This is a genomic window from Streptomyces sp. TAA486, from assembly GCF_000426165.1.
Map to the genome: position 1 here is coordinate 428,094 of NZ_AUEV01000001.1, position 26,717 is coordinate 454,810.

General features: G+C 71.0%; 28 protein-coding genes. 15 read left to right on the forward strand and 13 right to left on the reverse strand.

Translation table 11 applies throughout. The features are described from left to right. Window positions 1-6: 6 nt before the first annotated feature. A complete protein-coding gene (locus I004_RS0101980) occupies window positions 7-1,095 on the reverse strand; it encodes a GNAT family N-acetyltransferase (protein WP_028434119.1) in 1,089 nt (362 codons plus the stop codon). A gap of 139 nt (window positions 1,096-1,234) precedes the next feature. Here I004_RS0101980 and fdxA point away from each other — a divergent pair, with 139 nt between their 5' ends. Beyond that, entirely contained in the window at window positions 1,235-1,561 is a 327-nt protein-coding gene (fdxA, locus tag I004_RS0101985; protein WP_027764481.1) for a ferredoxin, read from the forward strand. A 106-nt stretch (window positions 1,562-1,667) separates the two neighbouring features. Then, a complete protein-coding gene (dapC, locus tag I004_RS31605) occupies window positions 1,668-2,816 on the forward strand; it encodes a succinyldiaminopimelate transaminase (RefSeq protein WP_051344590.1) in 1,149 nt (382 codons plus the stop codon). Between the two features lie 105 nt (window positions 2,817-2,921). On the opposite strand, the gene I004_RS40045 is transcribed toward dapC, so the two are convergent. Beyond that, entirely contained in the window at window positions 2,922-3,449 is a 528-nt protein-coding gene (locus I004_RS40045; protein WP_051344591.1) for a hypothetical protein, read from the reverse strand. A 371-nt stretch (window positions 3,450-3,820) separates the two neighbouring features. Beyond that, window positions 3,821-4,846, reverse strand: coding sequence for a VldE C-terminal domain-containing protein (locus I004_RS0102000; RefSeq protein WP_028434120.1), 1,026 nt, complete (start codon window positions 4,844-4,846; stop codon window positions 3,821-3,823). Between the two features lie 51 nt (window positions 4,847-4,897). On the opposite strand from I004_RS0102000, the gene dapE reads away from it, so the two are divergent. Further along, a complete protein-coding gene (gene dapE, locus I004_RS0102005; RefSeq protein ID WP_028434121.1) occupies window positions 4,898-5,977 on the forward strand; it encodes a succinyl-diaminopimelate desuccinylase in 1,080 nt (359 codons plus the stop codon). A 120-nt stretch (window positions 5,978-6,097) separates the two neighbouring features. Next, window positions 6,098-6,850, forward strand: a complete 753-nt coding sequence (locus I004_RS0102010) for an LOG family protein (protein ID WP_028434122.1) — start codon at window positions 6,098-6,100, stop codon at window positions 6,848-6,850. A 46-nt stretch (window positions 6,851-6,896) separates the two neighbouring features. Here the strand turns inward: I004_RS0102010 and folP are convergent, their stop codons facing one another. Further along, the gene (gene folP / locus I004_RS0102015; protein ID WP_028434123.1) at window positions 6,897-7,766 is read right to left on the reverse strand and encodes a dihydropteroate synthase; all 870 of its coding nucleotides are present in this window, start codon (window positions 7,764-7,766) and stop codon (window positions 6,897-6,899) included. A gap of 229 nt (window positions 7,767-7,995) precedes the next feature. Here folP and I004_RS31615 point away from each other — a divergent pair, with 229 nt between their 5' ends. Both I004_RS31615 and I004_RS0102025 read left to right on the forward strand, forming a co-directional pair. Continuing rightward, window positions 7,996-8,457, forward strand: a complete 462-nt coding sequence (locus I004_RS31615; RefSeq protein WP_037974571.1) for a DivIVA domain-containing protein — start codon at window positions 7,996-7,998, stop codon at window positions 8,455-8,457. Continuing rightward, complete coding sequence (locus tag I004_RS0102025; protein WP_028434124.1) at window positions 8,447-9,052, forward strand: DNA-3-methyladenine glycosylase I; 606 nt, start codon at window positions 8,447-8,449, stop codon at window positions 9,050-9,052. The genes I004_RS31615 and I004_RS0102025 overlap by 11 nt, the downstream gene beginning before the upstream one ends. 23 nt (window positions 9,053-9,075) lie before the next feature. Here I004_RS0102025 and I004_RS0102030 read toward each other — a convergent pair whose 3' ends face one another. Further along, window positions 9,076-9,864 (reverse strand): enoyl-CoA hydratase-related protein, encoded by a 789-nt coding sequence (locus I004_RS0102030; protein ID WP_028434125.1) that lies wholly within the window; start codon window positions 9,862-9,864, stop codon window positions 9,076-9,078. Between the two features lie 310 nt (window positions 9,865-10,174). Here I004_RS0102030 and I004_RS37895 point away from each other — a divergent pair, with 310 nt between their 5' ends. Further along, entirely contained in the window at window positions 10,175-10,342 is a 168-nt protein-coding gene (locus I004_RS37895) for a DUF3117 domain-containing protein (protein ID WP_016469583.1), read from the forward strand. Between the two features lie 168 nt (window positions 10,343-10,510). Here the strand turns inward: I004_RS37895 and I004_RS0102040 are convergent, their stop codons facing one another. Beyond that, window positions 10,511-11,197 (reverse strand): O-methyltransferase, encoded by a 687-nt coding sequence (locus tag I004_RS0102040; protein WP_028434126.1) that lies wholly within the window; start codon window positions 11,195-11,197, stop codon window positions 10,511-10,513. Window positions 11,198-11,370: 173 nt separating this feature from the next. Between I004_RS0102040 and sigE the strand changes: the two genes are divergently transcribed. From sigE to I004_RS0102060, 4 genes are all read left to right on the forward strand, one after another. After that, complete coding sequence (gene sigE / locus I004_RS0102045) at window positions 11,371-12,144, forward strand: RNA polymerase sigma factor SigE (protein WP_199779310.1); 774 nt, start codon at window positions 11,371-11,373, stop codon at window positions 12,142-12,144. Beyond that, entirely contained in the window at window positions 12,141-13,196 is a 1,056-nt protein-coding gene (locus I004_RS37340) for a zf-HC2 domain-containing protein (protein ID WP_486579670.1), read from the forward strand. The genes sigE and I004_RS37340 overlap by 4 nt, the downstream gene beginning before the upstream one ends. A 222-nt stretch (window positions 13,197-13,418) precedes the next feature. Then, a complete protein-coding gene (locus I004_RS0102055; RefSeq protein ID WP_028434128.1) occupies window positions 13,419-13,907 on the forward strand; it encodes a sec-independent translocase in 489 nt (162 codons plus the stop codon). A 217-nt stretch (window positions 13,908-14,124) separates the two neighbouring features. Beyond that, window positions 14,125-14,778, forward strand: a complete 654-nt coding sequence (locus I004_RS0102060; protein ID WP_028434129.1) for a hypothetical protein — start codon at window positions 14,125-14,127, stop codon at window positions 14,776-14,778. Window positions 14,779-14,896: 118 nt separating this feature from the next. Here the strand turns inward: I004_RS0102060 and I004_RS0102065 are convergent, their stop codons facing one another. The 3 genes from I004_RS0102065 to I004_RS31630 form a co-directional block, all read right to left on the reverse strand. After that, entirely contained in the window at window positions 14,897-16,084 is a 1,188-nt protein-coding gene (locus I004_RS0102065; protein ID WP_037974573.1) for an Mrp/NBP35 family ATP-binding protein, read from the reverse strand. Window positions 16,085-16,162: 78 nt separating this feature from the next. After that, on the reverse strand, window positions 16,163-16,843 hold the full coding sequence (locus tag I004_RS31625; RefSeq protein WP_078510785.1) for a DUF1003 domain-containing protein: 681 nt from the start codon (window positions 16,841-16,843) through the stop codon (window positions 16,163-16,165). Further along, a complete protein-coding gene (locus I004_RS31630; protein WP_051344593.1) occupies window positions 16,833-18,173 on the reverse strand; it encodes a magnesium transporter MgtE N-terminal domain-containing protein in 1,341 nt (446 codons plus the stop codon). The genes I004_RS31625 and I004_RS31630 overlap by 11 nt, the downstream gene beginning before the upstream one ends. Before the next feature lie 235 nt (window positions 18,174-18,408). On the opposite strand from I004_RS31630, the gene I004_RS0102080 reads away from it, so the two are divergent. Continuing rightward, window positions 18,409-19,140 (forward strand): hypothetical protein, encoded by a 732-nt coding sequence (locus I004_RS0102080; protein ID WP_051344594.1) that lies wholly within the window; start codon window positions 18,409-18,411, stop codon window positions 19,138-19,140. Window positions 19,141-19,186: 46 nt separating this feature from the next. On the opposite strand, the gene I004_RS0102085 is transcribed toward I004_RS0102080, so the two are convergent. Together I004_RS0102085 and I004_RS0102090 are read right to left on the reverse strand one after the other, a co-directional pair. After that, complete coding sequence (locus I004_RS0102085) at window positions 19,187-19,717, reverse strand: hypothetical protein (RefSeq protein WP_028434132.1); 531 nt, start codon at window positions 19,715-19,717, stop codon at window positions 19,187-19,189. A gap of 106 nt (window positions 19,718-19,823) precedes the next feature. Beyond that, window positions 19,824-20,939, reverse strand: coding sequence for a magnesium and cobalt transport protein CorA (locus I004_RS0102090; RefSeq protein WP_028434133.1), 1,116 nt, complete (start codon window positions 20,937-20,939; stop codon window positions 19,824-19,826). A 490-nt stretch (window positions 20,940-21,429) separates the two neighbouring features. Here I004_RS0102090 and I004_RS0102095 point away from each other — a divergent pair, with 490 nt between their 5' ends. The 3 genes from I004_RS0102095 to I004_RS31635 all read left to right on the forward strand — a co-directional run bounded on the left by I004_RS0102095 (window position 21,430) and on the right by I004_RS31635 (window position 23,791). Further along, window positions 21,430-22,017 carry a suppressor of fused domain protein gene (locus I004_RS0102095; protein ID WP_028434134.1) on the forward strand — a complete coding sequence of 196 codons (588 nt, stop codon included), beginning with the start codon at window positions 21,430-21,432 and terminating at the stop codon, window positions 22,015-22,017. 117 nt (window positions 22,018-22,134) lie between these two features. Continuing rightward, the gene (locus I004_RS0102100) at window positions 22,135-22,773 is read left to right on the forward strand and encodes a DUF6758 family protein (RefSeq protein WP_028434135.1); all 639 of its coding nucleotides are present in this window, start codon (window positions 22,135-22,137) and stop codon (window positions 22,771-22,773) included. A gap of 124 nt (window positions 22,774-22,897) precedes the next feature. Further along, window positions 22,898-23,791 (forward strand): PHP domain-containing protein, encoded by an 894-nt coding sequence (locus I004_RS31635; protein ID WP_037974574.1) that lies wholly within the window; start codon window positions 22,898-22,900, stop codon window positions 23,789-23,791. Here the strand turns inward: I004_RS31635 and I004_RS0102110 are convergent. Both I004_RS0102110 and I004_RS0102115 read right to left on the reverse strand, forming a co-directional pair. Then, window positions 23,781-24,668, reverse strand: a complete 888-nt coding sequence (locus tag I004_RS0102110; protein WP_028434136.1) for an alpha/beta fold hydrolase — start codon at window positions 24,666-24,668, stop codon at window positions 23,781-23,783. The genes I004_RS31635 and I004_RS0102110 overlap by 11 nt on opposite strands. A 136-nt stretch (window positions 24,669-24,804) precedes the next feature. Then, a complete protein-coding gene (locus tag I004_RS0102115; RefSeq protein WP_028434137.1) occupies window positions 24,805-26,574 on the reverse strand; it encodes a DEAD/DEAH box helicase in 1,770 nt (589 codons plus the stop codon). Window positions 26,575-26,717: the final 143 nt, after the last annotated feature.

Below are 26,717 nucleotides of genomic sequence, written 5' to 3' on the forward strand. Positions count from 1 at the left end.
TGCGGATCAGTCCTCCCGAGCGCGACGGTAGTGGTAGGCGTGGTGGTCGGCGAAGCCCATGCCGTCATACAGCGCGCGTGCCGCCTCGTTGTCGCGCTCCACCTGGAGATACGCGGCGGAGGCACCCTCGGCGAGTGCCCCCCGCGCCAACTCGGCCATCACCGCGGTCGCCAGCCCCTGCCGCCGGTGTCCCGGGGCGACTTCTATCGCGGCGAATCCCGCCCACCGCCCGTCGATCACACACCGGCCGATCGCTGCCGCGTCGCCCGCTTCGCGCCCGTCCGCGTCGCCTGCCGGGCCCGGCTCACCGGAGCCGCCCCGCACCGTCGCGAACCAGACGGACGGGCCGCCCGTCAGCACCTTCCTTGCGGCGCCCGGCATTTCACCGGCGCGGCGGTAGAGCGAGAACCAGTCCGCTCCGGGAGCGCGGGCGAGCCGCACGCGGCCGTCCGGCTCGCGGTCGGCCAGCGGCGCCAGCGCGGCCACCCGGAGCAGCGCGTACCGCTCGCCCGTCCAGCCGCGCTCCTCCAGTTCCGCGGCGAGCAGTTCGTCCGTGCGCTCGCCGCCCGTCGTGACCTGCACGCGGGGCACCAGCCCGCGCGCCTCGTACCAGCCGCGCGCCCGCGTCAGCGCCTCGGCGAGCGGAAGTCCGGGATCGTCCAGCGGCAGTACGGAGTTGGCCCGCGCGGTGAATCCCTCGCGTCGGCCGTCGGGCGCACCGCCGGCGGGCGCCGCCTCCTCCGCGCTCGCCCTGAGCGTCCAGCCGCCCAGCCGTTCGGTCTCGACGGCGGGCCATCCGCGGGCCGCCACCTTGACGAGTTCACGTACGCTCGCAGCAGGGATGCCGCGCCGCCGGGCCGGTGCGCCGGGCACGACTTTCCCGGCCACCAGCGCCGATTCGTCGATCGGCACGCTCTGTCCGCCGCGGCGGGTGATGTGGAGCACACCGTCGTTCCAGGATGTGAGAACGCCGACCGTGTCGGTAAAGGTGGCGTGCCGTCCTCCGGCCCCCGTCAAGGACCGGACAGAAACACGTTTTCCCACGTCAGACACAGTGATTCGGACCTTGAGGCGTCCGCCCGTGGTGAATTCCACTGCTCTACCCGCCCCTCCTGTTCGTCTCGGTACCAGGAACGGAGATACTAGGACGGGCATCGACGACGCCGCGCTCCCGCGCGCCCAGCGGCGGACACCCGACACCGGTCCGCCGGCCCTATTGAGGAGGAACGACAGCGTGACCTACGTCATCGCGGAGCCTTGTGTCGACCTTAAGGACAAGGCCTGCATCGAGGAGTGCCCCGTCGACTGCATCTACGAGGGCCAGAGGTCCTTGTACATCCACCCGGACGAATGCGTCGACTGCGGTGCCTGCGAACCGGTCTGCCCGGTCGAGGCGATCTTCTACGAGGACGACACTCCCGAGGAGTGGAAGGACTACTACAAGGCGAACGTGGAGTTCTTCGACGAACTCGGTTCGCCCGGCGGGGCGAGCAAGCTCGGACTGATCGAGCGGGACCACCCGGTCATCGCCGCGCTGCCCCCGCAGAGCCACGACGAGTGACACCGCGGCGGTCCCCGTTCCGCGGTCCGTGGTCCCGCACAGTGCGCCGGTACCCCCGGCGGGCGTGCGGGACCGCGTGTTTCACAGCCAGAAAGCGAGTCATCCCGTGGCACCTTCCACAGGTCCGACAGGTCGCACCGGTCCGGCCGGTCTCTCCGGTTCCTCCGTCTCCGCACGCCTCCCCGAGTTCCCCTGGGACAAGCTGGAGCCCTACAAGGCGGCCGCCGCTGCCCATGACGGCGGCATCGTCGACCTCTCCGTGGGCACGCCCGTCGACCCTGTCCCCGAGCTGATCCGGCGCGCCCTGACCGACGCCGCCGACAGCCCCGGCTACCCCACCGTGTGGGGCACCGCCGAACTCCGGGACGCCATCACGGGCTGGTGCGAACGCCGCCTGGGAGCCTCGCAGTTGACGCACCGGAACGTGCTGCCGGTCGTCGGCTCCAAGGAGTTCGTCGCGTGGCTGCCCACCCAGCTCGGCCTCGGCCCGGGGGACCGCGTGGCGTATCCGCGGCTCGCCTACCCGACGTACGAGGTAGGGGCGCGCCTCGCACGTGCCGAGCCGGTGGTCTACGACGACCCCACGGAGCTCGACCCGGACGGCCTGCGCCTGCTGTGGCTGAACTCGCCCTCCAACCCGACGGGACGGGTCCTGGACGCGGAGCAGCTGACCCGCACCGTCGCGTGGGCACGGGAGCACGGCGTGCTGCTCGTCAGCGACGAGTGCTATCTGGAGCTCGGCTGGGACACCGACCCGGAATCGGTGCTGCACCCGGAGGTCTGCGGCGGCTCGTACGAGGGCGTCGTCGCCGTCCATTCGCTCTCCAAGCGGTCCAATCTCGCGGGATACCGGGCGGCCTTCGTGGTCGGCGACCCGGCGGTGCTGGGGGAGTTGCTGCACATCCGCAAGCACGGCGGAATGATGGTCCCCGCCCCGGTGCAGGCCGCGACGGTCGCCGCACTCGGCGACGACGCGCATGTGGCGCAGCAGCGGGAGCGTTACGCGGCCCGCCGCTCTGCCCTGCGTACGGCGCTCGAGGGGCGCGGTTTCCGCATCGAGCACAGCGAGGCGTCCCTCTACCTTTGGGCGACGCGGGACGAGCCGTGCTGGGACACCGTCGGCGATCTGTCCAAGCTCGGAGTGCTCGTCGCGCCGGGAGACTTCTACGGCACCGCGGGCGAACGGTTCGTGCGCGTCGCGCTCACGGCGACGGACGAGCGCGTCGCGGCTGCGGTGCGCCGGCTGGAGAGCTGACCGGAGAGCCGCTCGAGCCCGACGGTTCCGCACGCAACGCGAGGAAGGGCCGCGGAGGGATCTCTCCGCGGCCCTTCCTCATGTTTGCGCGCGTGCGCGCCGGTGTCAGAGGCCGGCGACCGAGGCGGTGCCCAGACCGTTCGGCAGCACCTTCTGGGTACCGAGCAGGCCCTTGACCGGAACAGCCCTTTCGAGGGTCTGCTGAGGCTGAGCGGTGTTGGCCGCCGGCTGCTGGGCGGCGGGCTGCTTCTGAGCCTGCTGGGCCGGCAGCTGCTGGGCATTCGCAGGCTGCTGCTGCAGACCCTTGGCGGCACCGTCGGCGGTGTCGCCCGCGAGCTCCCTGGTCTGCGGAGCGACCCGCTTGGTGTCGCTGCTGGCGGCCTTGACGCCGGAGGCAGCGGCACCGTCGGCGGTGTCGACCGGGCTGCTCATCGGGGTGAGCGTGCGGGCGCCCTTCGTGGTGCTGTCGAGGGTGCTGGTGGCGCCGCTGTCCGGGAGGCTCAGCCCGCTCACATCAGCGGTCGTCGGCAGTTCGGCGGCACTCGCGGCGCCGGCCGTACCAACGACAGAGGCGGCGCCCGCGGCCGTCAGCAGCACGGTCTTGGCGATCCGGCGCGTGAGAGGGAGGGACATGTTGCTCCTTTGACGGAGAGATCTACTGCTACGGAAAACGTGATGCAACCCGGCCGGGCAATCGCCGGGCCGGGCGCTGTGCCTATCGCCTCGGGGAGCCGGAAAGTTGCGGGCCGCCGGGGTAAAGGATTGGCAATGCGTCACATGATCGGCTGTGCCGAACCGGCCTTCCGTGCCTGCTCATCAGGGCTGCACGAGGGGCAATCCCCGTCTCTGGCAGGGGAGTTGTGGAAATGTGTGCGGCACGTTCCCTGAACGTGCCGCGTCCACACGGCAATACGGGATTCCCCCGAAGGTGATGGGTGCGCGGCGTTTGCCCGAGCGGGCGTCGCGCCGGGACGGTGGGGGGCTCGGCACCCTCGGCCGTATCGCTACTTCCCCGTCGCGAGCCGCACGCGGACGGAGCCGTCGCCGCCCTTCGCGCCGTCGGAGTCCTCCAGCGGGCGCCAGCCCTCCTCCGAACTGGACGCGTCCCAGACGCGGTTGCGATAGGAGATCTGCTCGATGTGCATGTCCGAGGCGTTCGCCACCGCCCAGTGCGCGAGCTCCCAGCCGCGTCGGCCGGGACGGACCGGGATGGTCACCAGAGACGAGTCGTCGTCCGCTGCCCGCAGTCCGCCACCCGTCGCGAGGACGTCCTCGCCCGTGGCCCGCCCGTCCGCGCCGGGAACGGCTCCCTCGCCCAGGGCGGCGTCACCGGTGGGCGGCGCCGGTGCGTCCGACTTCTGCCCCGGCAGCACTCCCGTGCCGAACTCCCGTACGAGGCGCGCCCGCAGCTGTGTCGCGCTGCCGGCCTTGCCGTCGCCCCCGGCGGGCCCCGTGGTGCAGTTGAACGCGGCGGCCCGGCGGCCGGTCAGGGCGGCGGTCAGAAGCGACGCGTGCGTCTCGTGCTTCGCGTACGCCTGCGGGTAGCCGCTCCGCTGCACGCGCTGCGCCGCCACGGTCAGCGGCAGCCGCGAGTAGCCGGGAACCTGCACAAGATGGTCGTAGAACTTCCCCGAGGAATACACGGGGTCCTGGATCTGCCGCTCGGTGCCCCACCCCTGGGACGGACGCTGCTGGAACAGGCCGAGCGAATCGCGGTCACCGTGTTCGATGTTCCGCAGCGCGGACTCCTGCATGGCCGTGGCCAGGGCTATCGTGACTGCACGCTCCGGCAGACCGCGCTGGGAGGCCACGGCCGTGATCGTCGCGGCGTTGGCTGCCTGCTCGGGTTTGATCTCGTAGTCCTCCGGCTTCTCGCCGGCGGTTCTGACGATGCACCGGGCCGGTCCCGTGCTGCTGGTGACGTACTGCGTCGCCACGTAACCGGCGATGACCAGCAGCACCGTGGATGCCGCTGCTATGCGAAGGCCTCTGGCGCGGGACTTCTGGGGAGAGGATTCCGAGGGGGACACGGGCACAAAGGTAGCGGCTCTGCCAAGTCCCGCCGCCCGTAGGCTGTTTTCATGCCGCACAACGGACTCGACCTGAACCAGGACGCCGCTCTGCTGACAGCTCAGCTCGTCGATTTCCCCTCGGAGAGCGGGGACGAGCGGCCGCTCGCCGACGCCGTCGAGACCGCCCTGCGCGCCCTTCCACATCTGACCGTCGACCGGCACGGCAACAACGTGGTCGCCCGCACCCGGCTCGGACGCGGCGAGCGCGTCATCCTCGCCGGGCACATCGACACGGTGCCCATTGCCGGGAACGTGCCGTCACGCCTCGACGACTCGGGCGTGCTGTGGGGCTGCGGCACGAGCGACATGAAAGCCGGCGTGGCCGTGCAGCTGCGCATCGCGGCAACCGTGCCGGAGCCCAACCGCGATCTCACCTTCGTCTTCTACGACAACGAAGAGGTCGCCGCGCACCTCAACGGCCTCGGCCACGTCGCCGACGCCCACCCCGACTGGCTGGCCGGAGACTTCGCCGTACTGCTGGAGCCCTCCAGCGGTCAGGTCGAGGGCGGCTGCCAGGGAACGCTGCGCGTCCTGCTGCGCACCACCGGAGTGCGGGCGCACTCCGCCCGCGGCTGGATGGGCGAGAACGCGATCCACGCCGCCGCTCCGATCCTTTCCCGGCTCGCCTCGTACGAGCCACGCCGGAAGGTGATCGACGGCCTGGAGTACCGGGAGGGGCTCAACGCCGTTCGCGTGGAGGGTGGCGTCGCGGGGAACGTCATCCCCGACGCCTGCACGGTCACCGTCAACTACCGCTACGCCCCCGACATCGACGAGGAGCAGGCCCTCGCACACGTGCGGGAGGTGTTCTCCGGGTGCGGCGAGTGGGAGCTGACCGTGGACGACAGCTCGGGCGGCGCCTTGCCCGGCCTTTCCCACCCCGCGGCGAAGGCGTTCACCGAGGCTGTAGGAGGGGAGCCGCAGCCCAAGTACGGATGGACGGACGTCTCCCGCTTCAGCGCACTCGGCGTCCCGGCAGTCAACTACGGCCCCGGCGACCCGAACCTGGCACACAAGCGCGACGAGCGCGTGGAGACGTCGAAGATCCTCCACTGCGAGGAACGGCTCCGCACCTGGCTGACGGCCTGAACCCGCCGTACACCCGCCCGCCGGGTTCCCGCCGGACGGAGTGCCGCTCTCTGTCACGTCGGTACGGGCTCTCCGTGCGTACGCTGAATCAGAATGATCGCAGTCCGGAGGGAGCCTGGGATGACCAGCACGGAGCGGGACCGAGCACGGAAGCCGCGCGAGCAGCGTCTCGGTCCGGTGGTGCGCCGCCGCAAGCAGATGCAGGCCGAGACGACCGACCAGCGGCTGCTGGACACCACCGGACCTTCGGACTGGGTGCACCAGGACCCGTGGCGGGTGATGCGCATCCAGTCGGAGTTCGTGGAGGGCTTCGGCGCACTGGCCGAACTCGGCCCCGCCATCAGCGTCTTCGGGTCCGCCCGCACGCCGGTCGACTCGCCGGAGTACGAGGCGGGCGTGCGGATCGGGGCAGCCCTGACCGAGGCCGGATTCGGGGTGATCACCGGCGGCGGCCCCGGTGCGATGGAGGCCGCCAACAAGGGAGCGCTCGAGGCGGGCGGGACCTCCGTCGGGCTCGGCATCGAGCTGCCCTTCGAGCAGGGCCTCAACCCCTACGTCGACATCGGCGTGAACTTCCGTTACTTCTTCGTGCGCAAGACCATGTTCGTGAAGTACGCGCAGGGTTTCGTCGTCCTGCCCGGCGGGCTCGGGACGATGGACGAGCTGTTCGAGGCGATGACCCTCGTGCAGACCAAGAAGGTCACGCGCTTCCCCATCGTCCTCTTCGGCAGCGGCTACTGGCAGGGCCTCGTGGACTGGCTGCACGGGTCGGTCGTCGCACAGGGCAAGGCGTCCGCGCGCGACGTCGAGCTCTTCCACGTGACGGACGACATCGAGGAAGCCGTCGCCGTCGTGACCAAGGAAGCCGGCTGAGGGCCGGGCGCGAACGCCCCGGGCGGGGCCGCGGCCCCGCCTCCGCTCAGGCGAGCCCGCGCCGCGCCACGGCGGGCGGCCGGTGCCCCGCGATCGACGCGACCATCTCCAGCACCTGACGCGTCTCGGCGACCTCGTGGACGCGGTAGACGCGTGCACCCAGCCACGCCGAGATCGCGGTGGTGGCGAGGGTGCCCGTCAGCCGTTCCTGCAGGGACACGTCCAGCGTCTCGCCCACGAAGTCCTTGTTGGACAGCGACACGAGCACCGGCCAGCCGCTGCGCGTCATCTCCTCCAGGCCGCGGGTGGCTTCGAGCGAGTGGCGCGTGGACTTGCCGAAGTCGTGCCCGGGGTCAATGAGGACGGCGTCCCTGGGCACCCCCAGAGCGACGGCGCGCTCGGCCAGGCCCAGCGTCACGCGCAGGATGTCGGCCATCACACCGCCCTCGCCGTCGTAGCTGACCCGGTGCGGACGCGTGCGCGGCTCGGCGCCTCCCGCGTGCGTGCACACCAGGCCGACGCCGTGCCTTCCGGCGACCTCGGCGAGCGCCGGATCGACCCCGCCCCACGCGTCGTTGAGCAGATCCGCACCGGCGGCGCACACCGCCTCGCCGACCTCGTGGCGCCAGGTGTCGACACTGATGACGATGTCCGGATGGCGGCGGCGGACCTCGGCGACGAAGCCCACGGTGCGCCGCACCTCCTCCTCGGCCGACACCTCCTCGCCAGGTCCGGCCTTCACGCCGCCGATGTCGATGATGTCCGCGCCCTCGGCCACCGCCCTCTCGACCCGCTCCAGCGCGGGCTCGTCGAGGAAGGTGGCACCACGGTCGTAGAAGGAGTCCGGCGTCCGGTTCACGATGGCCATGATCACCATCTCGTGCGGACCGAATTCGCGTGTCCCCAGGCGCAGCATCGCCATCCTCTCGCTCGGCACAGAGGGGAGGCATGCGCCGTTTCCCCCCGGAGCCGACCTTAACGGGCGGTCATGGGCGCTCCGCTTCCGGACCTGTCGGTTGTGTCAGTGGGGCGTGGCACGATCAGGGACCATAGGAAGCCGTAGTCATCCGGACGTCTGCGAGAGGGCTCTCTCGCAGAAGATCCGCGAGAGGCCCTCTCGCGGAGAATTCCTCGGGGAGTTGGCCGTGTTCTGGTTCCTGCTGATCTCGCTTGCCGTGGTCGTCGCCGCGGTCACGCTTGCCGTGGTGGGCAGTTCCGGGGACGAGCGGGGCGGCACCGTCACCGGCGGCCTCAGGGACGCCCCGCCCGACCAGCTCGACGAGCCGCTGCCGGCGGGCCGTCCTGTCAGCCGGCTGGACGTGGACGGGCTGCGGCTGCCGGTCACGGCCAGGGGATACCGGATGCAGCAGGTCGACGACGTGCTGGACAGGCTCGGGGCCGAGCTGGCCGAGCGCGACGCCCGCATCGCGGAGCTGGAGTCGGCGCTGGCGGGCGCCCAGGCCGCGGCGATGGGGCGCGGGGACCCGGGCGTCGGCCGCGGGCCGGGTGCCACGGGCGGCGGCGGTCCCGGCGGCAGCGGCGATTTCGGCGATTACGGTACGGCGAATTTCGTGCAGGAAGCGCAGGAGCGGCCCGATGGCCGTTGAGGGAGGTGCGCAGCCGGGCCCCGACGGGGTGCTGCGCTGCCCGTGGGGTCTGTCCGCCGACGACTACGTCGCGTACCACGACACCGAGTGGGGCCGCCCCGTCCACGGTGACGACGCGCTCTTCGAGCGGCTGTGCCTCGAGGCGTTCCAGTCCGGTCTGTCCTGGCTGACGATCCTCCGCCGCCGCGAGGGCTTCCGCGCGGCCTTCGCGGGCTTCCACATCGCGAAGGTGGCGGCGTTCACGGCGGAGGACGAGGAGCGGCTGCTCGGCGACACCGGCATCATCCGCAACCGCGCGAAGATCCGGGCGGCCGTCGCCAACGCGCAGGTCGCTGCCTCGCTCGGCGAGGGTGAACTGGATTCGCTGATCTGGTCGTTCGCCCCCGACCCGGAGCGGCGCCCCGCGCCCCGTATGCACCGCGAGATCCCCGCGGTCACACCGGAGTCGACGGCGCTCGCGAAGGACCTGAAGAAGCGCGGCTTCCGCTTCGTCGGTCCCACCACGGCGTACGCGCTGATGCAGGCGTGCGGCCTGGTCAACGATCACCTGGCCGACTGCTGGGCGCGGGACGAGATGGGAGCCGGCGTCGGCTGACGGCAGACGCCGGCCCCCACGGCTCACTGGCCGGTGAAGCGCGGCTTCTCCTTCTTCACGAACGCCTCGACCGCTGCCTGGTGGTCCTTCGAAGCTCCGGCGCGCACCTGGAGTTCGGCCTCCTTCTCCAGCGTCTCGGCCAGCGAGTGCCCTGCGCCGAAGGCCAGCGACTCCTTGATGGCCGCGTATGCGCGGGTGGGCCCCTGGGCCAGCTCGCGTGCCACCGTCCCGGCCTGCTCGGCGAGGTCGCCGTCCGGCACGACCCGGTGCGCCAGCCCCAGTTCGAGCGCCTCGCCGGAGCGCACGCTCCGCGGGAAGAGCAGCAGGTCCGCCGCCCGTCCGGGACCGACGAGACGGGGCAGCGTCCAGGAGATCCCCGAGTCCGCGGTCAGCGCGATCCCGGCGAAGGAGGTGTTGAACGCGGCGGACTCGGCGAGCAGGCGGTAGTCGGCTGCGAAGGCGAAGCCGGCCCCCGCGCCGGCGGCGACCCCGTTGACGGCCACCACGACCGGTTTCGGCATGCCCGCGATGGCGAGCGTGATGGGGTTGTAATGGTCTTCGACCGTGCTGAGGGCGTTGCCCCCGCCCTCCTGCAGGGCGCCGATGTGTTCCTTCAGATCCTGACCCACGCAGAACGCGCGTCCGTTCCCGGTGAGGAGTACGGCCCTGACGTCCTCGTCCTCGGCAGCCTTGCGGAGGGTGTCGCGCAGGGCCGATTTGAGCTCGTTGTTGAGCGCGTTCATCGCATCAGGGCGGTTGAGGGTGACCGTCGCGAGACCCTCGGTCACGTCATAGAGCACGGTGTCCGACATGGGGCAAGCATGGCTCAGATCATCGGGAGCCGACAGGGCGTCCCCCCGGGCGCTCCCGCCCGGGCAATGGTTGTGGAACGGGCCCGTCGACGATGCCTTCGGACGGGGCATCACGAGGTGAAGCGGAGCAGTATCGCAGCTTCGTCGGCGGAATGAGTGGTTTTGGGTGAGAGCGAGTCACAAGTAGTGCGACCTCTTGTTGGTCATCGGGTCCTGCGATGCGGGATAATGGTTCTGAAGCAATGTGTTCGATGCCGGTGACACGCTCGTTGTCGGCTGCGATCAGCTGGTTTCAGGAAGGGGAACGAGCATGGCGGCCATGAAGCCGCGGACGGGTGACGGCCCGCTCGAGGTGACCAAGGAGGGGCGGGGCATCGTCATGCGCGTTCCGCTCGAAGGCGGTGGGCGACTCGTCGTCGAGCTGACCCCGGATGAGGCGACTGCGCTCGGTGAGGAGCTCAAGAAGGTCTGCGGCTGACGCCCGGCAGCGGGCGGCCCGCACGCGCGGACCGAGCGAGCCATCAGTGGGTTCTCCACTGCCCCGGAGCACGCATCGTGCTCCGGGGCAGATGTGTTCCATCACTGGTGCACCGGCTCGTGACCGGGCGCACAGGGGCGTGCCGACCGTCACGGGGGCCCTGCGCGGTCACTGCTCGCGCTTGACCGCGCAGAGCAGTCCGTCTCCCACGGGCAGCAGCGACGGCACCAGCTCGGTGCTCTCCCGTACGGCGCCGAGCAGTTCGCGCAGCTTGCGCACCTCGGCGGGCTGGGCGCTGGAGTCGACGGTGCGGCCGTTGGCGAAGACGCCTTCGAAGCAGACGAGGCCGCCGGGCCGCAGTAGGCGCAGCGCCTCGGCGAAGTACTCCAGGCACTCCGAACGGTCCCCGTCGCAGAAGACCAGGTCGTAGCCGCGGTCGGCCAGGCGCGGCAGCACGTCGAGGGCGGATCCCGGGATGAACCGCGCCCGGTTCCCGGCGAAGCCGGCGGCTCGGAAAGCCTGCCGTGCGAACTGCTGCTGCTCGGGGTCGGTGTCCACCGTCGTGAGAACGCCGTCGTGCCGCATCCCGGCCATCAGATGGATGCCGGAGACGCCCGTCCCGGTGCCGATCTCGGCGACCGCCTTGGCGCCCGCGGCAGCGGCCAGCAGACGCAGTGTGGCACCGGTGGCGGGGGACACCGCGCGCACGCCCGCCTGCTGAGCCCGCTCACGTGCCCAGCGCAGCGCCGCGTTCTCGGCGTCGTCGACGAGCTCGGCGCCGTAGGCATCGGCGAACGCCCAGCTCGACTGCCGGTTGCCGGTAATGGCCCTCTCCTGTCCCCGTCCTCCACGCAACGGTGACTGTATCCGTTGCCCCGGGAACCCGCTGATGGGACCGAGCGTTGAAATCAGATGGAAGGTGCAAGGGGGGTGTCGTGGAATTGCGATCGACGACGGTGAAGCAGAAAGAGCGGCCGAACGGTGAGCCGGTCAAAAGTGCTTATCCGGAGCTAACGGGCGAGGTGGTTATGGTTGGGATTCCACTGGACACCACCAGAGCCGACAGGGGAGGTGCGGCTGCTGTCCGGGACCGTGGAATGCTCCGGCGTTTTCGCAGGTCGGCGGACGAGCCGAAATCCGTGACAGACACCGCTGACCAGGTCCGCCCCGCCGAATCCGCGACGACGGCGACGTTCGACACCGATGCGGAGAGCCAGGCGTGGACCCCTCCTTCGTGGGAGGAGATCGTCAGCACGCACAGTGCGCGCGTCTACCGTCTCGCCTACCGCCTGACCGGTAACCAGCACGACGCCGAGGATCTCACTCAGGAGGTCTTCGTCCGCGTCTTCCGTTCCCTGTCGACGTACACGCCCGGCACGTTCGAGGGCTGGCTGCACCGCATCACCACGAACCTCTTCCTCGACACGGTGCGCCGAAAGCAGCGCATCCGCTTCGACGCGCTCGCCGAGGACGCCGCAGAGCGCCTTCCCAGCCGTGAGCCGACGCCGCAGCAGCACTTCAACGACACCCACTTCGACGCGGACGTCCAGCAGGCGCTGGACACTCTCGCGCCGGAGTTCCGTGCCGCCGTGGTGCTCTGCGACATCGAAGGACTTTCGTACGAGGAGATCGCTGCCACGCTCGGCGTGAAGCTGGGCACCGTGCGCAGCCGCATCCACCGGGGGCGTTCGCAGCTGCGCAAGGCTCTGCAGCACCGTTCGCCCGAGGCACGCGCGGAGCAGCAGCGTTCCCTGAGTGCAGCCGCTCCCGCCGTAGGGAGTGGGGAGGTAGGTGCCGCGTGAGTGGCGCAGGCATGGGCGGCAGAGCTCCGCAGCCGGAGAGAGAGCTCACTCCGGCCGAGCTGCATCTCGGTGACCGCCTCGCGGCGTTGATCGACGGCGAGCTCGGGCATGACGCACGCGAACGTGTGCTGTCGCACCTGGCGACCTGCGGCGGCTGCAAGGCGGAGGCCGACGCGCAGCGCCGCGTGAAGAACGTCTTCGCGGACACCGCGCCCCCGCCCCCTTCGGACGGTTTGCTGGCGCGGCTCCAGGGCCTGCCGGCCTGCGGGCCCGGCGACGGCCCGGATGACGGTATGCCGTCGGGTTCCGGCGGCATCGGCGGAGGCAAGTCCGCCGGTGGCGTCTCCGGCACGGCCGCGCAGATGAAGCGTGCCGAGTCCGGCGGCGCCCTCTGGGCCCTCGAGCAGCTTCGCGGCGGACGGGGCGGCAGTGCCCTCTCGCCCAGCCGCGGCTTCCGGATACACGAGATGGAGCGGCTCACCTCGCGAGGCCGCCGCTTCGCCTTCGCGGCGGCAGGCGCGGTCTCGCTGGCGGCCCTCGCCCTTGCGGGCGGCGTGGGCTCCAGCACGGCCGGCAGCGGCCCCTCCATCGCCAAAGGTGACAATGGCACGGCCGCTGCCAGCTCCGTACGCACGGCCTCCTCGGGCGGCAGCAGCGACCGCGAGCGCCGCCGCCGGGACGCGAGCGCGGCGCAGAGCGCAGTGAGCGACACGGTATTGAGCGCGACCGCGACCTCCGGTGACAGCAGTGGTGCGACGCTGAAGGCGGGCCGCGGCACGGGATTCCAGCGAGGCGCTCCCTGGGCGGCGCCCACAGCACCGCCGGTGGAGGGTGAGCGCGTCGGCCCCGGCCCTCGTCCGCTGCTGCGCGAGGCCTTCTTCTCCGCCGGGACGATGGGGCCCGCCCGGGCCTCCGGGGCGCTGGGCCCCTATGGGTACGGCGCCGAGTCGTATGCGGGGCTTCCCGCGGACGCGTTCCCGGGCGGCGCGATCCGCCAGGTCCGCGAGGGCGTGACCGAACCGGTCACCACGGCGGCCCCGCCGCAGCGCTGAGCGAACGGCCGCCGCACAGTTCCACCACGCTCGGCCGAAGTGGCCGACGGGGCCGAAGTCCCGCTGGGAAAGGGTGAATTGCGGTTCCACGGGAATCGGCCGCACTCCCGGGTCCGTTCGTGCGGATGCCGAGGTGGGCTCCCACCGTGACCCGCACTGCGGGTACCGTGAGACCGGGCCCCACCACTGCCCGCGAACGCATGAGGATGAGGGAGCTGCAAGGTGTTCTTCGACATAGGACCCCTAGAGCTGGTCGCGCTCGTCGTCCTCGCGGTCCTCGTCTTCGGTCCCGAGAAACTGCCGAAGGTGATCCAGGATGTGTCCGGTTTCATCCGGAAGGTGCGCCAGTTCTCCGACAACGCCAGGGACGACATCCGCTCCGAGCTCGGGCCCGAGTTCAAGGACTTCGACTTCCAGGATCTGAATCCGAAGACCTTCGCCCGCAAGCACCTGCTCGACGGCGACGACCTGGGCCTCAAGGAGATCCGCAGCAGCCTGGACTTCCGTGACGACATGTCCGACGTCACGGACGCGGTGAACGGCACCGAGAGTGTCGGGGCACGCGGCAAGAGCAGCGGCAGCGGAAGCCGTACGAGCCTGACCAAGGGCGGCACGGCCACGGACCTGGACACCTCCGACCCGCTCAGCAAGGAGAGCCGGCGGGAGCGCCCGAAGGACGAACCGCCGCCGTTCGACGCCGACGCGACCTGAGTCTTTCGGGTCACATAGCCGGGCACTTTGCCCACCGCCCGCATCATCTGCCTCATGCGGGTCACCTGAGAGGCGCATCTCACGTCCCTGAAGAAGGGCCGTTGTTTGGTCATGCCCGAAACGGCGGACCCGGGTGGCTATCCTCCCAGTGTCCGGGGTTCGCCGTCCGAGGGGGGCAGGCTGCCCGTGGCACAGGGCATTGAGGAGGCGTCGGAAGATGGAGACGACGAGTACGGTGGCCGGAGAACCCGGGCCCGCCGCACCGGAGGAAACCGGTGACGAGCGGGCTGTGGACGGGTTTTTGACGGCTTCCTTCCCGTGGTACGGCCTCGACGAGGCTTTCAGCGGACCACGTTGGCTGATGCAGGTCGGCACGACGGCGGACGGCACCGTCGAGCACGGTTCGACGGGGCATGGCGAGGTGCCCTCACTCAAGGTCGAGGCGAATCCGGACAATCAGCGCTTCGCGGTCACCGTCACGGTCGCGAGCCGTCCTGTGCGGCGCAGCGCGGACGGCACCGGAGTGCTGGAGGCGACATCCGTGTCCACGGCCGCGTGGCTCGCCGGCTCGGGGCTGCTGTCCTGCACCTGGCCGCAGGAGATGGAGCGCGGCCTGCGTCAGGACTGGCTCGACCAGCAGACGAGTGTGGCGTGGGAGCTCGCCGACGATCTCGGCGGTGCCGGATGGTCCACGCTGACACTGCCGGTGGACGGAGTCCCGACCGACTTCCACTACCGCGAGTCGGAGTACGGCTGGGTTCTCGCCGGTGCGGCACAGGAAGGCGTGCACATCGGTGCGTACGGGCGCGGAATGAGCGCTTACGGGTTGGGCTTCGCCGTCGTGAAGGACATCACCAGCTACCAGCAGTGACTGAAGGCACGACATCGACAACGCGTGAGGGGTGCCCCCGCCCCGGGGCACCCCTCACGCGTCTGTCTGTCCGCTGAGACCTGCGGCGCCCATGGTTGCGACCGCGCCTGCCGGGTCGTCAGAACTTGTTGCTCGGCGTCAGACCCAGCGACATGCCCGAAAGCCCACGCTGACGTGCGGCGATCTTCGAGGCCACCGCGCGCAGTTCCGATCCTGCGGGCGAGTCGGGGTCGCTGAGCACGACCGGCTTGCCCTCGTCGCCGCCCTCACGCAGCCTCAGGTCGATGGGGATGGCACCCAGCACCGGCACTTCGGTGCCGGTCGTCTTGGTGAGCCCCTCGGCGACCCGCTGGCCGCCGCCCGTGCCGAAGACGTCGACCATCTCGTCGCAGTGCGGGCAGGGCATGCCCGACATGTTCTCGATGACGCCGATGATCTTCTGGTGGGTCTGCACCGCGATGGAACCGGCGCGCTCCGCGACCTCCGCGGCGGCCTGCTGTGGAGTCGTCACGACCAGGATCTCGGCGTTGGGCACGAGCTGGGCGACGGAGATGGCGATGTCGCCCGTGCCGGGCGGCAGGTCGAGGAGCAGCACGTCGAGGTCGCCCCAGAAGACGTCCGCGAGGAACTGCTGGAGCGCGCGGTGGAGCATCGGGCCGCGCCAGACCACGGGGGCGTTGCCGGGCGTGAACATGCCGATCGAGATGACCTTCACGCCGTGTGCGGACGGCGGCATGATCATGTCCTCGACCTGCGTCGGCCGGCCGTCGGTGCCGAGCATCCGCGGCACGGAGTGGCCGTATATGTCCGCATCGACCACGCCGACCTTCTGGCCCTCGGCAGCGAGCGCGGCGGCCAGGTTGACGGTCACCGACGACTTGCCCACGCCGCCCTTGCCGGAGGCCACGCAGTAGACGCGGGTCAGCGAACTGGGCTGGGCGAAGGGCACCTCGCGTTCGGCCTTGCCGCCTCGTAGGGAGGAGGCCAGCTCACGGCGCTGCTCGTCGCTCATCACATCGAGCTCCACGGAGACACGCGTGACGCCCTCGACACCCTGGACCGCCTCGGTCACGTTGGAGGTGATCGTCTCGCGCAGCGGGCAGCCGGAAACCGTCAGATAGATTCCGACGTCGACGGCGCCGTCGGCCGCGATGCCGATGGACTTCACCATGCCGAGGTCGGTGATCGGCCGGTGGATCTCAGGGTCGTCGACGGTCGCGAGCGCGGCACGTACTGCGTCCTCGGTGGGAGGGGTCGCAGAGGGATCCCCCTCCCGCACGGACTCTGGGGGAGTGTCGGTAGCCATGCGCAAATGGTACGGCCGCCCCGCGGGGCACCCGAAGGCGCGGGTGTGCGCAGCGACTCGAAGCGGGAGTGATGCGGGTCACCCCCCGTCCGGCGTACCTCCGCCGCGGCTGCCGGTCCTCTCGGCGGTGCGCTCCATGTGTCCCGTCTGTTCCAGGTCCTTGACCAGTTCCTGGAGTTCGGATCGGATCCAGTCGCGGGTGGCCACCTCGCCGAGACCCATGCGGAGCGAGGCGATCTCGCGAGTGAGGAACTCGGTGTCGGCGATGCTGCGCTCGTTCTGTTTACGGTCCTGCTCCAGGTTGACCCGGTCGCGGTCGTCCTGCCTGTTCTGCGCGAGCAGGATCAGCGGCGCCGCGTACGACGCCTGCAGCGACAGGGCGAGGGTCAGAAAGATGAAGGGGTATTCGTCGAAGCGCAGCGGCGCCGGCAGCAGCACGTTCCACGCGATCCAGACGATGACGACGAACGTCATCCAGACGATGAACCGGCCCGTGCCCAGAAAGCGTGCGATCTCCTCCGACAGCCGCCCGAAGGCGTCGGGATCGTACTCCGGCAGCAGCCGGCGCCGCGGGGCCCGCGGCACGTCCAGCCGGCCGCGCGTGCTGCGCTCGCGGTCCCTTTCGCGCTCACGGGCCTCTTCGCGTTCCCGGTCCCGCTCGCGCTCACGGACACCCTCGCGTCCCCGGTCCCGCTCACGGTCGCGGCCGCGCCCTTTCTCGCGGTCCCGGATCCGGTCCCTGTCCCGTTCAGCCGCCATGCCGTGCGACCCCCTCCGCTCGCGGTCCACCGGCGCCGGGTAGCCGCTGTGCGGCCTCCTCACGCCAGTCGTCCGGCAGGAGATGGTCGAGGACGTCGTCGACCGTGACGGCGCCCAGCAGATGACCGCCCTCGTCGACGACGGGCGCCGCCACGATGTTGTACGTCGCGAGATAGCTGCTCACCGACGGCAGCGTCGTCTCCGGCGGCAGCGGACGCAGATCGGTGTCGACGATCGAGCCGACGAGCGTGAACGGCGGGTCCCGCAGCAGCCGCTGGAAGTGGACGAGCCCCAGGTACTTCCCCGTGGGGGTCTCGTCGGGCGGACGGCAGACGAAGACCTGCGCGGCCAGCGGGGCCGACAGGTCGGCGTTGCGCACCCGCGCGAGCGCCAGCGCGACGGTGTCGTCCGGCTGGAGCACGATGGGCTCCGTCGTCATCATGTTGCCGGCGGTCCCCTCCTCGTACGACAGCAGCCGCCGTACGGGGGCCGCGTCCTGGGGCCGCATCAGCTGGAGCAGCCGCTCCTTGTCGTGCTCGGCGAGCTCGGAGAGGAGATCGGCGGCGTCGTCGGGGTCCATGGCCTCGAGTACGTCCGCGGCACGCTCGTCGGGCAGCTCGTCGAGGAGCTCGACCTGGTCGTCGGTGGGCAGTTCCTCCAGCACGTCCGCGAGCCGGTCGTCGTCGAGCGCGGCCGCGACCTCCACCCGGCGTTTCGCCGAGAGATGGTGGACGGTGTTGGCGATGTCCGCGGGCCGCATGCGTTCGAAGGTGGCCAGCAGCGTGGCGGCGCCCTGCTCCTTCTCCGCCACGGAGAAGCCGGTGACGGCCGACCACTCGACGGTCAGCGTCTCGCCGCGCCGCCGGAGTGCGCCGCCCTTGCCGCGGCGTCCGCGCCGCACGAACACCTTGTCGATCTGCCAGTCGCGGCGTGCCGGGAGCTGCTGGATCCCGACGTCGAGGACGGTGACCTCCTCGCCGGTCTCCACCAGCATCACCTGACGGTCCAGCAGTTCCCCCAGGACCAGAGTCTCGGCGGGGCGCTGCTCGAAGCGGCGCATGTTCACCACTCCCGTGGTGATTACCTGGCCGGACTCCACACCTGTGACACGGGTCATCGGCAGGAATACCCGCCGTCTGCTGACCACTTCGACCACGAGCCCCAGCACGCTCGGCGGCCGGTCGCGCTGCGGGCCGTCGATCTCCGCCGCGGGCTGTCCGCGCAGCATCACGACGACGTCGCGCACCCGTCCCACCTGGTCGCCGTTCGGGTCGAAGACGGCGACGCCTGACAGGTGCGACACGAAGACCCGGGAGGAGCCTGCGGCCATCGGTCGGGCCCTCCTCGTCCGTACGTACTCCGGTGCATACGCACCCTTTGCGGTCTTCAGCCTAGCCTGGTGCGGCCTTGTGGGACCTTGCGCGATGGTCCGGACGGCTGCCGTCCGCCCCCGGGTCCGGGCACCGGTAAGGTGCGTCTCCCGGCCCGTTCTCCAGGAGGTTGCCGACGTGGTTGGAAGCGCTTATGGGGCCTCCCCGCCGAAGGCAGGGGACACACGAGGAAGCATGATCCTCAAGGGCGCCGTCTGCGTGGGACTCACAGTGGTGCTGGCCGCATGCGGAAGCAGCGACCCCGACGCGGGCACCAACGGAGTCGGCAAGCTCTCCGCACCCAAGATCGAGAAGAAGGCACGGGCCGCCGCTGAGAGCGCCAACTCGGTCAAGCTGTCCGGGACCGTCGTCAGCAAGGGCCAGACCTACCGTCTGAACGTACGGCTCAAGCGCGACGGGGCCATGGGCAAGGTCGCCGTCAACGGCGGCTCGACGTTCTGGCTGCTGCGAGTCGGCAAGGAGTTGTACCTCAAGGCGGACGCGCGGTTCTGGGCGCGCCAGGAGAAGGGCGGCAAGCAGCCCTCCAAGTCCGATGTACAGGCGGCGGGCAAGCTCGACGACAAGTACGTGAAGGTGCCGTCCGGTGACCCGGCCTACAAGCAGCTCAGTGGTTTCGCCGACATGCAGGTGCTGCTGGACGGGCTGCTGGCGCTGAGCGGCAAGCGCGACAGCGGCGAACGCGGCGAGGTGGGCGGCGTCAGCACAGTCCGGGTCCAGGGGGCCGGAGGAAGCGGCGGCATCGTCGACGTCTCGCTGGACGGCACTCCGTATCCGCTGCGCATCGAGCGCGCGGGCGGTGCGGGCACGCTCGAACTCGACGACTGGAACAAGGAGTTCGAGGTGCAGGCTCCCGCGAAGCAGCAAGTCGTGGACTACGGCAGGAAGATCGTCGCCAACAAGGGCTGAGCCGCCGGGCCCCGCGCCCTGCCAGGGGCCCGGCTTCCCACGTCCGTCACGCGCCGTGCTGACGGCGTCTGCGGAAGAGCAGCCTGGGCAGACCCACGGGGATGCGGCGGCGGGTCGTCGCGGGTGTCGGCAGGGGGACCGCCGCCTGCGAATCGTCGGGCATGGCGCCGGGCTTCTCGACGGGCGTGCCCACGGGCTCCAGCCTCAGCACCCGGCACTCGCGCGCCCAGCGTTCGGACAGCGTGGGGAAGTCGGGGGCGTTGAGCCGCTTACCCCTCAGCTCGCCGACGACCGTCTCCCACCGCTCGCCGTGCGGCGCCAACTCGGCGACCCGCGCGGGCCAGACGACCAGGCGGCCGCCCTTGTCCTTGCTGCGCACGCTGACCGTCGCCGTGCCGCCATCCCTCAACCCGAGGCCGTCGAGGGGCTGTTCGAGCGGACCGCCGCCGACGATGCAGACGGCGCCGTCGTGCCACACGTGCCACAGGGCGCGCGGAGGGCCCTCCGGGCCGCGCACCCAGATGAGGCCGGACTTCTTGCTGGCCTCCTCGATAAGGGCGTGATCGAGCAGCGTCATGTGCGCAGGCTACCGGGCCGGAAGCGGAGAGGCCGGAGGCGCCGTGGCCGCCTGTCGCCTCCGCCCGTCAACGTCGTGCGTCAACTCCGTTCGGCGATGCCCCTCGTCAGAGCCACCCGTTGCGCTTGAAGCCGCGATAGATGGCGACGCAGATCGTGACCGTGACGGCCATCACTGTCGGATAGCCGTATTTCCAGCCCAGTTCAGGCATGTACTTGAAGTTCATCCCGTAGATGCCGGCGATCATGGTCGGCACGGCAAAGATCGCCGCCCACGAGGTGATCTTGCGCATGTCCTCGTTCTGGGCGACGGTCGCCTGCGCGAGGTTGGCCTGGAGGATCGAGTTGAGAAGATCGTCGAAGGCCAGCACCTGCTCGTTGACCCGGGTCAGGTGGTCGGCAACGTCGCGGAAGTACTTCTGGATCTCCGGGTCGATCACCTGCATCGGCCGCTCGCTCACCAGCTGCATCGGGCGCAGCAGCGGAGAGACGGCCCTCTTGAACTCCAGGACCTCGCGCTTGAGCTGGTAGATGCGCCCCGCGTCGCCGCCACGCCGTCCGGTACCCGTCGTGTTCGAGAAGACCTCGATCTCGACCTCGTCGATGTCGTCCTGGACGGCGTCGGCCACTGCGAGGTACCCGTCCACCGTCTGGTCCGCGATCGCGTGCAGCACCACCGACGGACCCTTGGCGAGCAGTTCGGCGTCGTCCTCCATGCGGTGCCGCAGGGCTCGCAGCGAGCCCTGGCCGCCGTGGCGCACCGTGATGATGTAGTCCCGGCCTGTGAAACACATCACCTCGCCGGTCTCCACCACCTCGCTGGTCGCGGTGAGTTCGGCGTGCTCCACGTAGTGGATGGTCTTGAAGACGGTGAACACGCTGTCGTCGTAGCGCTCCAGCTTCGGGCGCTGGTGTGCGTGCACGGCGTCCTCGACGGCCAGCGGGTGCAGCCCGTACTCCGTGGCGATGCCGGAGAACTCCCTCTCCGTCGGCTCGTGCAGACCGATCCACACGAACTCGCGGCCACCGCTGGTGCGCACGCGGCTCAGCGCCTCGTCGGGGCTCAGGCTCGCGTCGACGCGCCTGCCGTCGCGGTAGACGGCGCAGTCGACGACGGCGGTGCCGGCGGCGTCGGTGCGGGTGTTCTCGTACGGGTACGCCGAGCGGCTTCCCTTGCGCAGGGAGGGGCGGACGGCGGCGCGCAGGTCTCGGATCATCGACATGCTGGGCTCCTTGTCGGTGCCGCACGGCCCGGCTCAGCGCTGCCCGGAATGTGGACCTACGGATTCGTCACGGTGCTTCGACGGCCGGAGGTCTGCAAAGCGGGTACCGCTCGGTGCCGGTCGCGACGGCGTTCGGTGATTCGCTGTCGGGACGGTGTGGAGCGAGCTCTGCGCTCTTCCGTCCCGCGCGTCTTGCGGAACCCGTGGAGAACGGCCCCGGGAAAAAGCTTCCCCCTGAGGTTTCACCGCCGAAACGGCTGGGGAGTAGGGCGCTCAGGAGTGGGGGCGCGGGTCTGCGACGGAAGAGCAGTTGGTACTGCACGGTCGACTCGGATCCATGTCAGTCCCACCTCCTCCGGCCGGTCCCCGTCGGGGGACGATTCGCATGCCTGACCAGCAGCCAACGGTAACACCGGTCAGGCGGTGCCGTGTCCGTTCGAGCCGCCGGACGCATCTCTTTGCCTCGTCCTTACGCGATTATGCTCGCTTCATGGCAGTCGTAGCGGAACTGGTGGAGGAACGGCTGCGTTCGGCCCTGGGCGAGCCGGACGCGCGGGCCTCGGTGACCTTCCTCGGTACCGAACGCATCGAGGTCCTGCGGTTCGTGGACGACGGCATCGTGCGCTACGCGACGCTCGGGATGTCCGCCGCCCCCATGACCGATCCCGCCGCGGCGCTCGCCGACCCGGACCGGGGGCCGCGCGCCGAACTGGTGCTGTCCGTACGGCCCGGAGCCGCGGAGACCGACAAGGTGCTGCGGCCGCTCGCCGTGCTCGCGGCCTCCCCGCAGGTCGAAGGGGTCGTCGTCGCGCCCGGCGCGTCCCTGGACATCGGTGAACCGCTGTGGCCCGGGGCCACGTTCACGTCCGTGCTGGTGGCCGAACCGGGCGGTCTGGTCGAGGACTTGGAGCTCGATGCCCCACTGGAGCCGGTGCGGTTCCTGCCGCTGCTGCCGATGACGCCCAACGAGGCCGCGTGGAAGCGGGCTCGGGGAGCGGAGGCGCTTCAGGAGCGTTGGCTTCGGCACGGCACCGATCTGCGTGATCCGCTGCGCGAGGCGGTCCCGCTGGCAGGCTGAGCGGCGGTGCCGCGCGGCCGGAAATCGGGGGTACGGCCCGCGTCCACGCTCCTCCGTCCTTCTTGGCGAGGAGATCGTCCTTGACGCGGGGCCCACCGGGGAGCACCGTTGTTCAACATGAGGGGCGAACCCAGTTGCCCGAAGTGCGGTGGCCGGGTACGGGCGCCCGGACTCTTCGCCGACACCTGGCAGTGCGATCTGCACGGCACGGTGCACCCGTTGCAGCCCGTCGTTCCCCCCAGCGTCGAAGCTCTCGCCGTGGCCGTCGGCCGTACGAAGGTGCCCGTCTGGATGCCGTGGCCGCTGCCCGTGGGCTGGCTCTTCTCCGGTGTCGCCTGCGCGGGCGACGACCGCAGTGGCGGCCGCGCGACGGCGGTGGCCTGCTCCGGTCCCGGACCGCTCGGAGGCCCGGGCGAACTCATCCTGGTGGCGGAGGAGTTGGGCGTCGGGCTCGGCGCGCGCTACGCGGGCATCGACGGCCCCGACCCGGGACCCGGGATGTGCGTCGACAAACCGCCGCCCGTGAAGGTGCTCGCCGCCGGCAGGCCCACACCGCTGTGGCACGTGGGAGGCTCGCCCAGTGACCGGGCCGTCTTCGCGGGCGAGGCACGCGGGCTGTGGTTGTGGGCGATCGTGTGGCCAGAGCAGTCGGGGCTGCTGTTGTACGACGAACTCGTCCTCACGGACCTGCGTGACGCCGGCGCGGAGGTCGACCTGCTCCCGTGCGGCGCGCTCTCGCCGCGGATCATCTCCTGACCCCGCGCTCTTCCTGCGGTGGTCGTCACCCGGCCCGGACCGCCCGCCCCGGGGGAGCTCCGGGGCCGCCACTATCCTGGGACATCGCCGCCGTACGCCCTCGTCCGCAGCTGGAGCCCTCCTCGTGCGCATCGATCTGCACACTCACTCCACCGCCTCGGACGGCACGGACACCCCCGAGGAGCTGGTCCGAGGAGCTGCGGCCGCCGGGCTCGACGTCGTCGCGCTGACGGACCACGACACCGTCTCCGGGCACGAGGCCGCAGCGCGCGCCCTGCCCCGAGGACTCACCCTCGTCACCGGCGCGGAGCTCTCGTGCCGCCTCGACGGCATCAGCCTGCACATGCTGGCCTACCTCTTCGATCCGGCCGAGCCGGAGTTCGCACGCGAGCGCGAGCTCGTGCGCGACGACCGCGTCCCGCGTGCCCGCAGCATGGTCGGCAAGCTGAGGGACCTCGGCGTCGACGTGACGTGGGAGCGGGTGCAGGAGATCGCGGGCGACGGGGCGGTGGGCCGCCCGCACATCGCCACGGCCATGGTCGAGGCAGGGGTCGTCGCGAGCGTCTCGGACGCGTTCACCGAGGAGTGGATCGCGAACGACGGGCGGGCGTACGCAGAGAAGCACGAGCTCGATCCGTTCGACGCGCTGCGCCTGATCAAGGCGGCGGGCGGCGTCGCCGTCTTCGCGCATCCGCTCGCCGCCAAGCGCGGCCAGTGCGTGCCGGAGAGCGCCATCGCGGACCTGGCCGCCGCCGGGCTGGACGGCGTCGAGGCCGACCACATGGACCACGAACCGGCCACCCGCGCTCGTCTGCACGCCCTCGCCGGCGACCTCGGGCTGCTCGCCACCGGCTCCAGCGACTACCACGGCAGCCGCAAGAGCTGCGTCCTGGGCGAGCACACCACGGATCCCGGGGTCTATGAGGAGATCGTCTCCCGTGCGTCCGGCGCCGCGCCCGTCACGGGGCCCGGTGAGGACGCGGGGGACGGCCGGACGACCGGCTCCGTCACCGGCTGACGCCGCTGCCGTCCCAGAACGACGCGAGCGCGCGGGCCGTCTCCGCCGGGCGCTCGGCGTTCGGCGAGTGACCTGCGCCGTCCACGACCGTGCGGGCGGCGCCCAGCCGCACGGCGGTCTCGTCCAGCAGCGGCACCGGCCAGGCGTAGTCCTCGGAGCCGGAGAGCACATGCACGGGGAGAGGCTCCGCACGGCGGGAAAGGGCAGCGGTGAGTTCGTCGATCCTGTCCGGCTCGCCGAGCAACTGCTGTGCGGTGGCCGAGAGTTGTTCCGGCACGTTCGCCATCCAGCGGCGGTGGAGGAATGCGGCCACTTCGGGCGGTGTCTCCTCGTCGGCTGCCTCCACGGGGTCCAGCTCGCACATCGCCAGCCAGATTTCCTCCATCTCCATCACCCCGAGCGCACCCAGCAGCATCTTCAGCCGGTGCTGCTGGGACGCGGAGACGGCGGCGGGGCCGCTGCTCATGAGGGTGAGGGACAGGAAGGGCGAATCGTCCTGCATGACGGCGGCACGCGCGACGAGGCCGCCCAGCGAGTGCCCCAGCAGGTGGATGCCGGGGGCTCCGTCCTCCCGGAGCGCCGCGGTGAGGGCGAGCACGTCACGGGCGAGCTCCGGCTGCGCGTACGCGGACTCCTCGCGCGGGCCGCCCGTCTCGTACTGGCCGCGCCCGTCGGCCGCGACGACCCGGTAGCCAAGGCCGGCGAGCGGGTCGAGCAGGGCGAGGAAGTCCTCCTTGCTGCCGGTGAAGCCCGGCACCAGCAACGCCGTACCGAGACGGGGTTCGCCCGCGTCGTGTACGGCGAACTCTCCGCGCACCGTGGGCAGTCGGTACGCGCGGACCGTGGGCGGCAGCCCGAGGGACGGCGGCTTGCTCATGCGAGGACGCTACCGCTACCGCCGTCGCGGGGCACCGTCGCGCACGCGCTCACCCGTGGTCGGAGAGGCCGGCGCACGCCGCGAGGCCCGGCCCCCCTCATCGGGGTGCCGGGCCTCGGCGCGATGCGTCAGCGGATCAGCTCTCGGGGCTCGCCTTCGGCTGCTGTGCGGCCTTGGTGCCGCTGCCGCGGGTGCGGCGCCTGCGGCGCGGCCTGGCGCCCTCCTCGGCAGCGGCGTCACGCTGGCCGCCGTCCGCCGTGGCGGTGGCTGTGGCGCCCGCGGAGCCGTCGGTGGCGCCTCCGGAGGCCGCGTTCGCGGCGGAGCTGCGCGTGCGGCGCCTGCGACGCGGCTTGCGTGCGCTCGTGCCGTCCTCGTCCGATCCGCCTGCCGGCGTGACGGGCGCGCCTTCGGCAGCCCCCTTCGGCGCCGCCGAGTCATCGTCACCCAGCGGCCGGCCGTTGCGCGTACGGCGCCGCTGGCGCGGCGTGCGGGTGCGCTTCGGGCGTTCGGCGGAGTCGCCGTCCTGGCCACGGTCGCCACGGCCGCGAGCCGGACCACGCCCCGTCTCGCCCAGGTCCTCGACCTGTTCCGCCGAGAGCCCCGCACGGGTCCGCTCGCCGCGCGGCAGGACGCCCTTGGTGGCCTCGGGGATGCCGAGTGCCTCGTAGAGGTGCGGAGAGGTGGAGTAGGTCTCCTCCGGGTCCGGCAGCCCGAGCTCCAGCGCCTTGTTGATCAGCTGCCAGCGCGGAATGTCGTCCCAGTCGACGAGCGTCACTGCCGTACCGGAGGCGCCGGCCCGGCCGGTGCGCCCGATCCGGTGCAGATAGGTCTTCTCGTCCTCGGGGGTCTGGTAATTGATGACGTGCGTCACGTTGTCGACGTCGATGCCACGTGCGGCCACGTCCGTGCAGACCAGGACGTTGACCTTGCCGTTGCGGAAGGCGCGCAGCGCCTGCTCCCGCGCGCCCTGGCCCAGGTCGCCGTGGACGGCGCCCGCGGCGAAGCCGCGCCGGGTGAGCTGGTCGGCGACGTCGGCCGCCGTCCGCTTCGTACGGCAGAAGATCATCGCGAGTGCGCAGCCCTCGGCCTGCAGTATGCGGGCCACCATCTCCTGCTTGTCCATGGAGTGGGCGCGGAAGGCGTGCTGTGTGGTGTTGGCCACAGTCTGGCCGACGTCGTCCGGCTCGGACGCGCGGATGTGGGTGGGGCGGCTCATGTAGCGGCGGGCCAGGGAGATGACCTGCCCCGGCATCGTCGCCGAGAAGAGCATGGTCTGCCGCTTCACCGGCAGCATCTGGATGATCTTCTCGACGTCCGGGAGGAAGCCCAGGTCGAGCATCTCGTCGGCCTCGTCCAGGACGAGTGTGCGCACGTCGGAGAGCCGGAGCTTCTTCTGTCCGGCCAGGTCGAGCAGCCGCCCGGGGGTTCCGACGACGACGTCGACGCCCTTCCTGAGGGCCTCGACCTGGGGCTCGTAGGCGCGGCCGCCGTAGATCGACAGCACGCGGACGTTGCGGACCTTGCCCGCCGTCAGCAGGTCGTTCGTGACCTGCTGGCACAGCTCACGCGTGGGGACGACGACGAGCGCCTGGGGGGAATCGGTGAGCAGCTCCGGCTCGGCCCGGCCGGACTCGACGTCGGCGGGCACGGTGACGGATTCGAGCAGCGGAAGGCCGAAGCCCAGCGTCTTGCCGGTGCCGGTCTTCGCCTGGCCGATCACATCGCCGCCTGCGAGGGCGACGGGGAGCGTCATCTGCTGGATGGGGAAGGGAGTGTTGATGCCGACGGCTTCGAGAGCTTCGGCAGTCTCGGAAAGGATTCCGAGTTCGCGGAAAGTCGTGGTGGTCAGGATGCTGGCCTCTTCTGTGTGACGCGCGAGGAGGCGGCGAGGAGGGTCGTACCGCATCAACCGGGGCGGCGACTTGCCGGCCCGCCGGTCTGTGCGGGACCACTGGCTCTCGCTCAAGCGCACTTCACGCGAGCGGTCCCTCATGGTCACGGGACGGTGGGGATCACGCGCCACGCGGAGGGCTGTCGGGGTCGGAGCCG

Coding starts and splice junctions, on each gene's coding strand:
- I004_RS0102060 (WP_028434129.1), top strand. CDS start 14,125: ATGGAGACGACGAGTACGGTGGCCGGAGAACCCGGGCCCGCCGCACCG.
- I004_RS0102010 (WP_028434122.1), top strand. CDS start 6,098: ATGACCAGCACGGAGCGGGACCGAGCACGGAAGCCGCGCGAGCAGCGT.
- folP (WP_028434123.1), bottom strand. CDS start 7,766: ATGCTGCGCCTGGGGACACGCGAATTCGGTCCGCACGAGATGGTGATC.
- I004_RS0102090 (WP_028434133.1), bottom strand. CDS start 20,939: ATGTCGATGATCCGAGACCTGCGCGCCGCCGTCCGCCCCTCCCTGCGC.
- I004_RS37895 (WP_016469583.1), top strand. CDS start 10,175: ATGGCGGCCATGAAGCCGCGGACGGGTGACGGCCCGCTCGAGGTGACC.
- I004_RS31630 (WP_051344593.1), bottom strand. CDS start 18,173: ATGGCCGCAGGCTCCTCCCGGGTCTTCGTGTCGCACCTGTCAGGCGTC.
- sigE (WP_199779310.1), top strand. CDS start 11,371: ATGGTTGGGATTCCACTGGACACCACCAGAGCCGACAGGGGAGGTGCG.
- I004_RS0102085 (WP_028434132.1), bottom strand. CDS start 19,717: ATGACGCTGCTCGATCACGCCCTTATCGAGGAGGCCAGCAAGAAGTCC.
- I004_RS31625 (WP_078510785.1), bottom strand. CDS start 16,843: ATGGCGGCTGAACGGGACAGGGACCGGATCCGGGACCGCGAGAAAGGG.
- I004_RS0102115 (WP_028434137.1), bottom strand. CDS start 26,574: ATGCGGTACGACCCTCCTCGCCGCCTCCTCGCGCGTCACACAGAAGAG.
- I004_RS0102080 (WP_051344594.1), top strand. CDS start 18,409: ATGATCCTCAAGGGCGCCGTCTGCGTGGGACTCACAGTGGTGCTGGCC.
- I004_RS0102110 (WP_028434136.1), bottom strand. CDS start 24,668: ATGAGCAAGCCGCCGTCCCTCGGGCTGCCGCCCACGGTCCGCGCGTAC.
- I004_RS0102065 (WP_037974573.1), bottom strand. CDS start 16,084: ATGGCTACCGACACTCCCCCAGAGTCCGTGCGGGAGGGGGATCCCTCT.
- I004_RS40045 (WP_051344591.1), bottom strand. CDS start 3,449: ATGTCCCTCCCTCTCACGCGCCGGATCGCCAAGACCGTGCTGCTGACG.
- I004_RS0102100 (WP_028434135.1), top strand. CDS start 22,135: ATGAGGGGCGAACCCAGTTGCCCGAAGTGCGGTGGCCGGGTACGGGCG.
- I004_RS0102025 (WP_028434124.1), top strand. CDS start 8,447: ATGGCCGTTGAGGGAGGTGCGCAGCCGGGCCCCGACGGGGTGCTGCGC.
- dapE (WP_028434121.1), top strand. CDS start 4,898: ATGCCGCACAACGGACTCGACCTGAACCAGGACGCCGCTCTGCTGACA.
- I004_RS0102030 (WP_028434125.1), bottom strand. CDS start 9,864: ATGTCGGACACCGTGCTCTATGACGTGACCGAGGGTCTCGCGACGGTC.
- I004_RS0102095 (WP_028434134.1), top strand. CDS start 21,430: ATGGCAGTCGTAGCGGAACTGGTGGAGGAACGGCTGCGTTCGGCCCTG.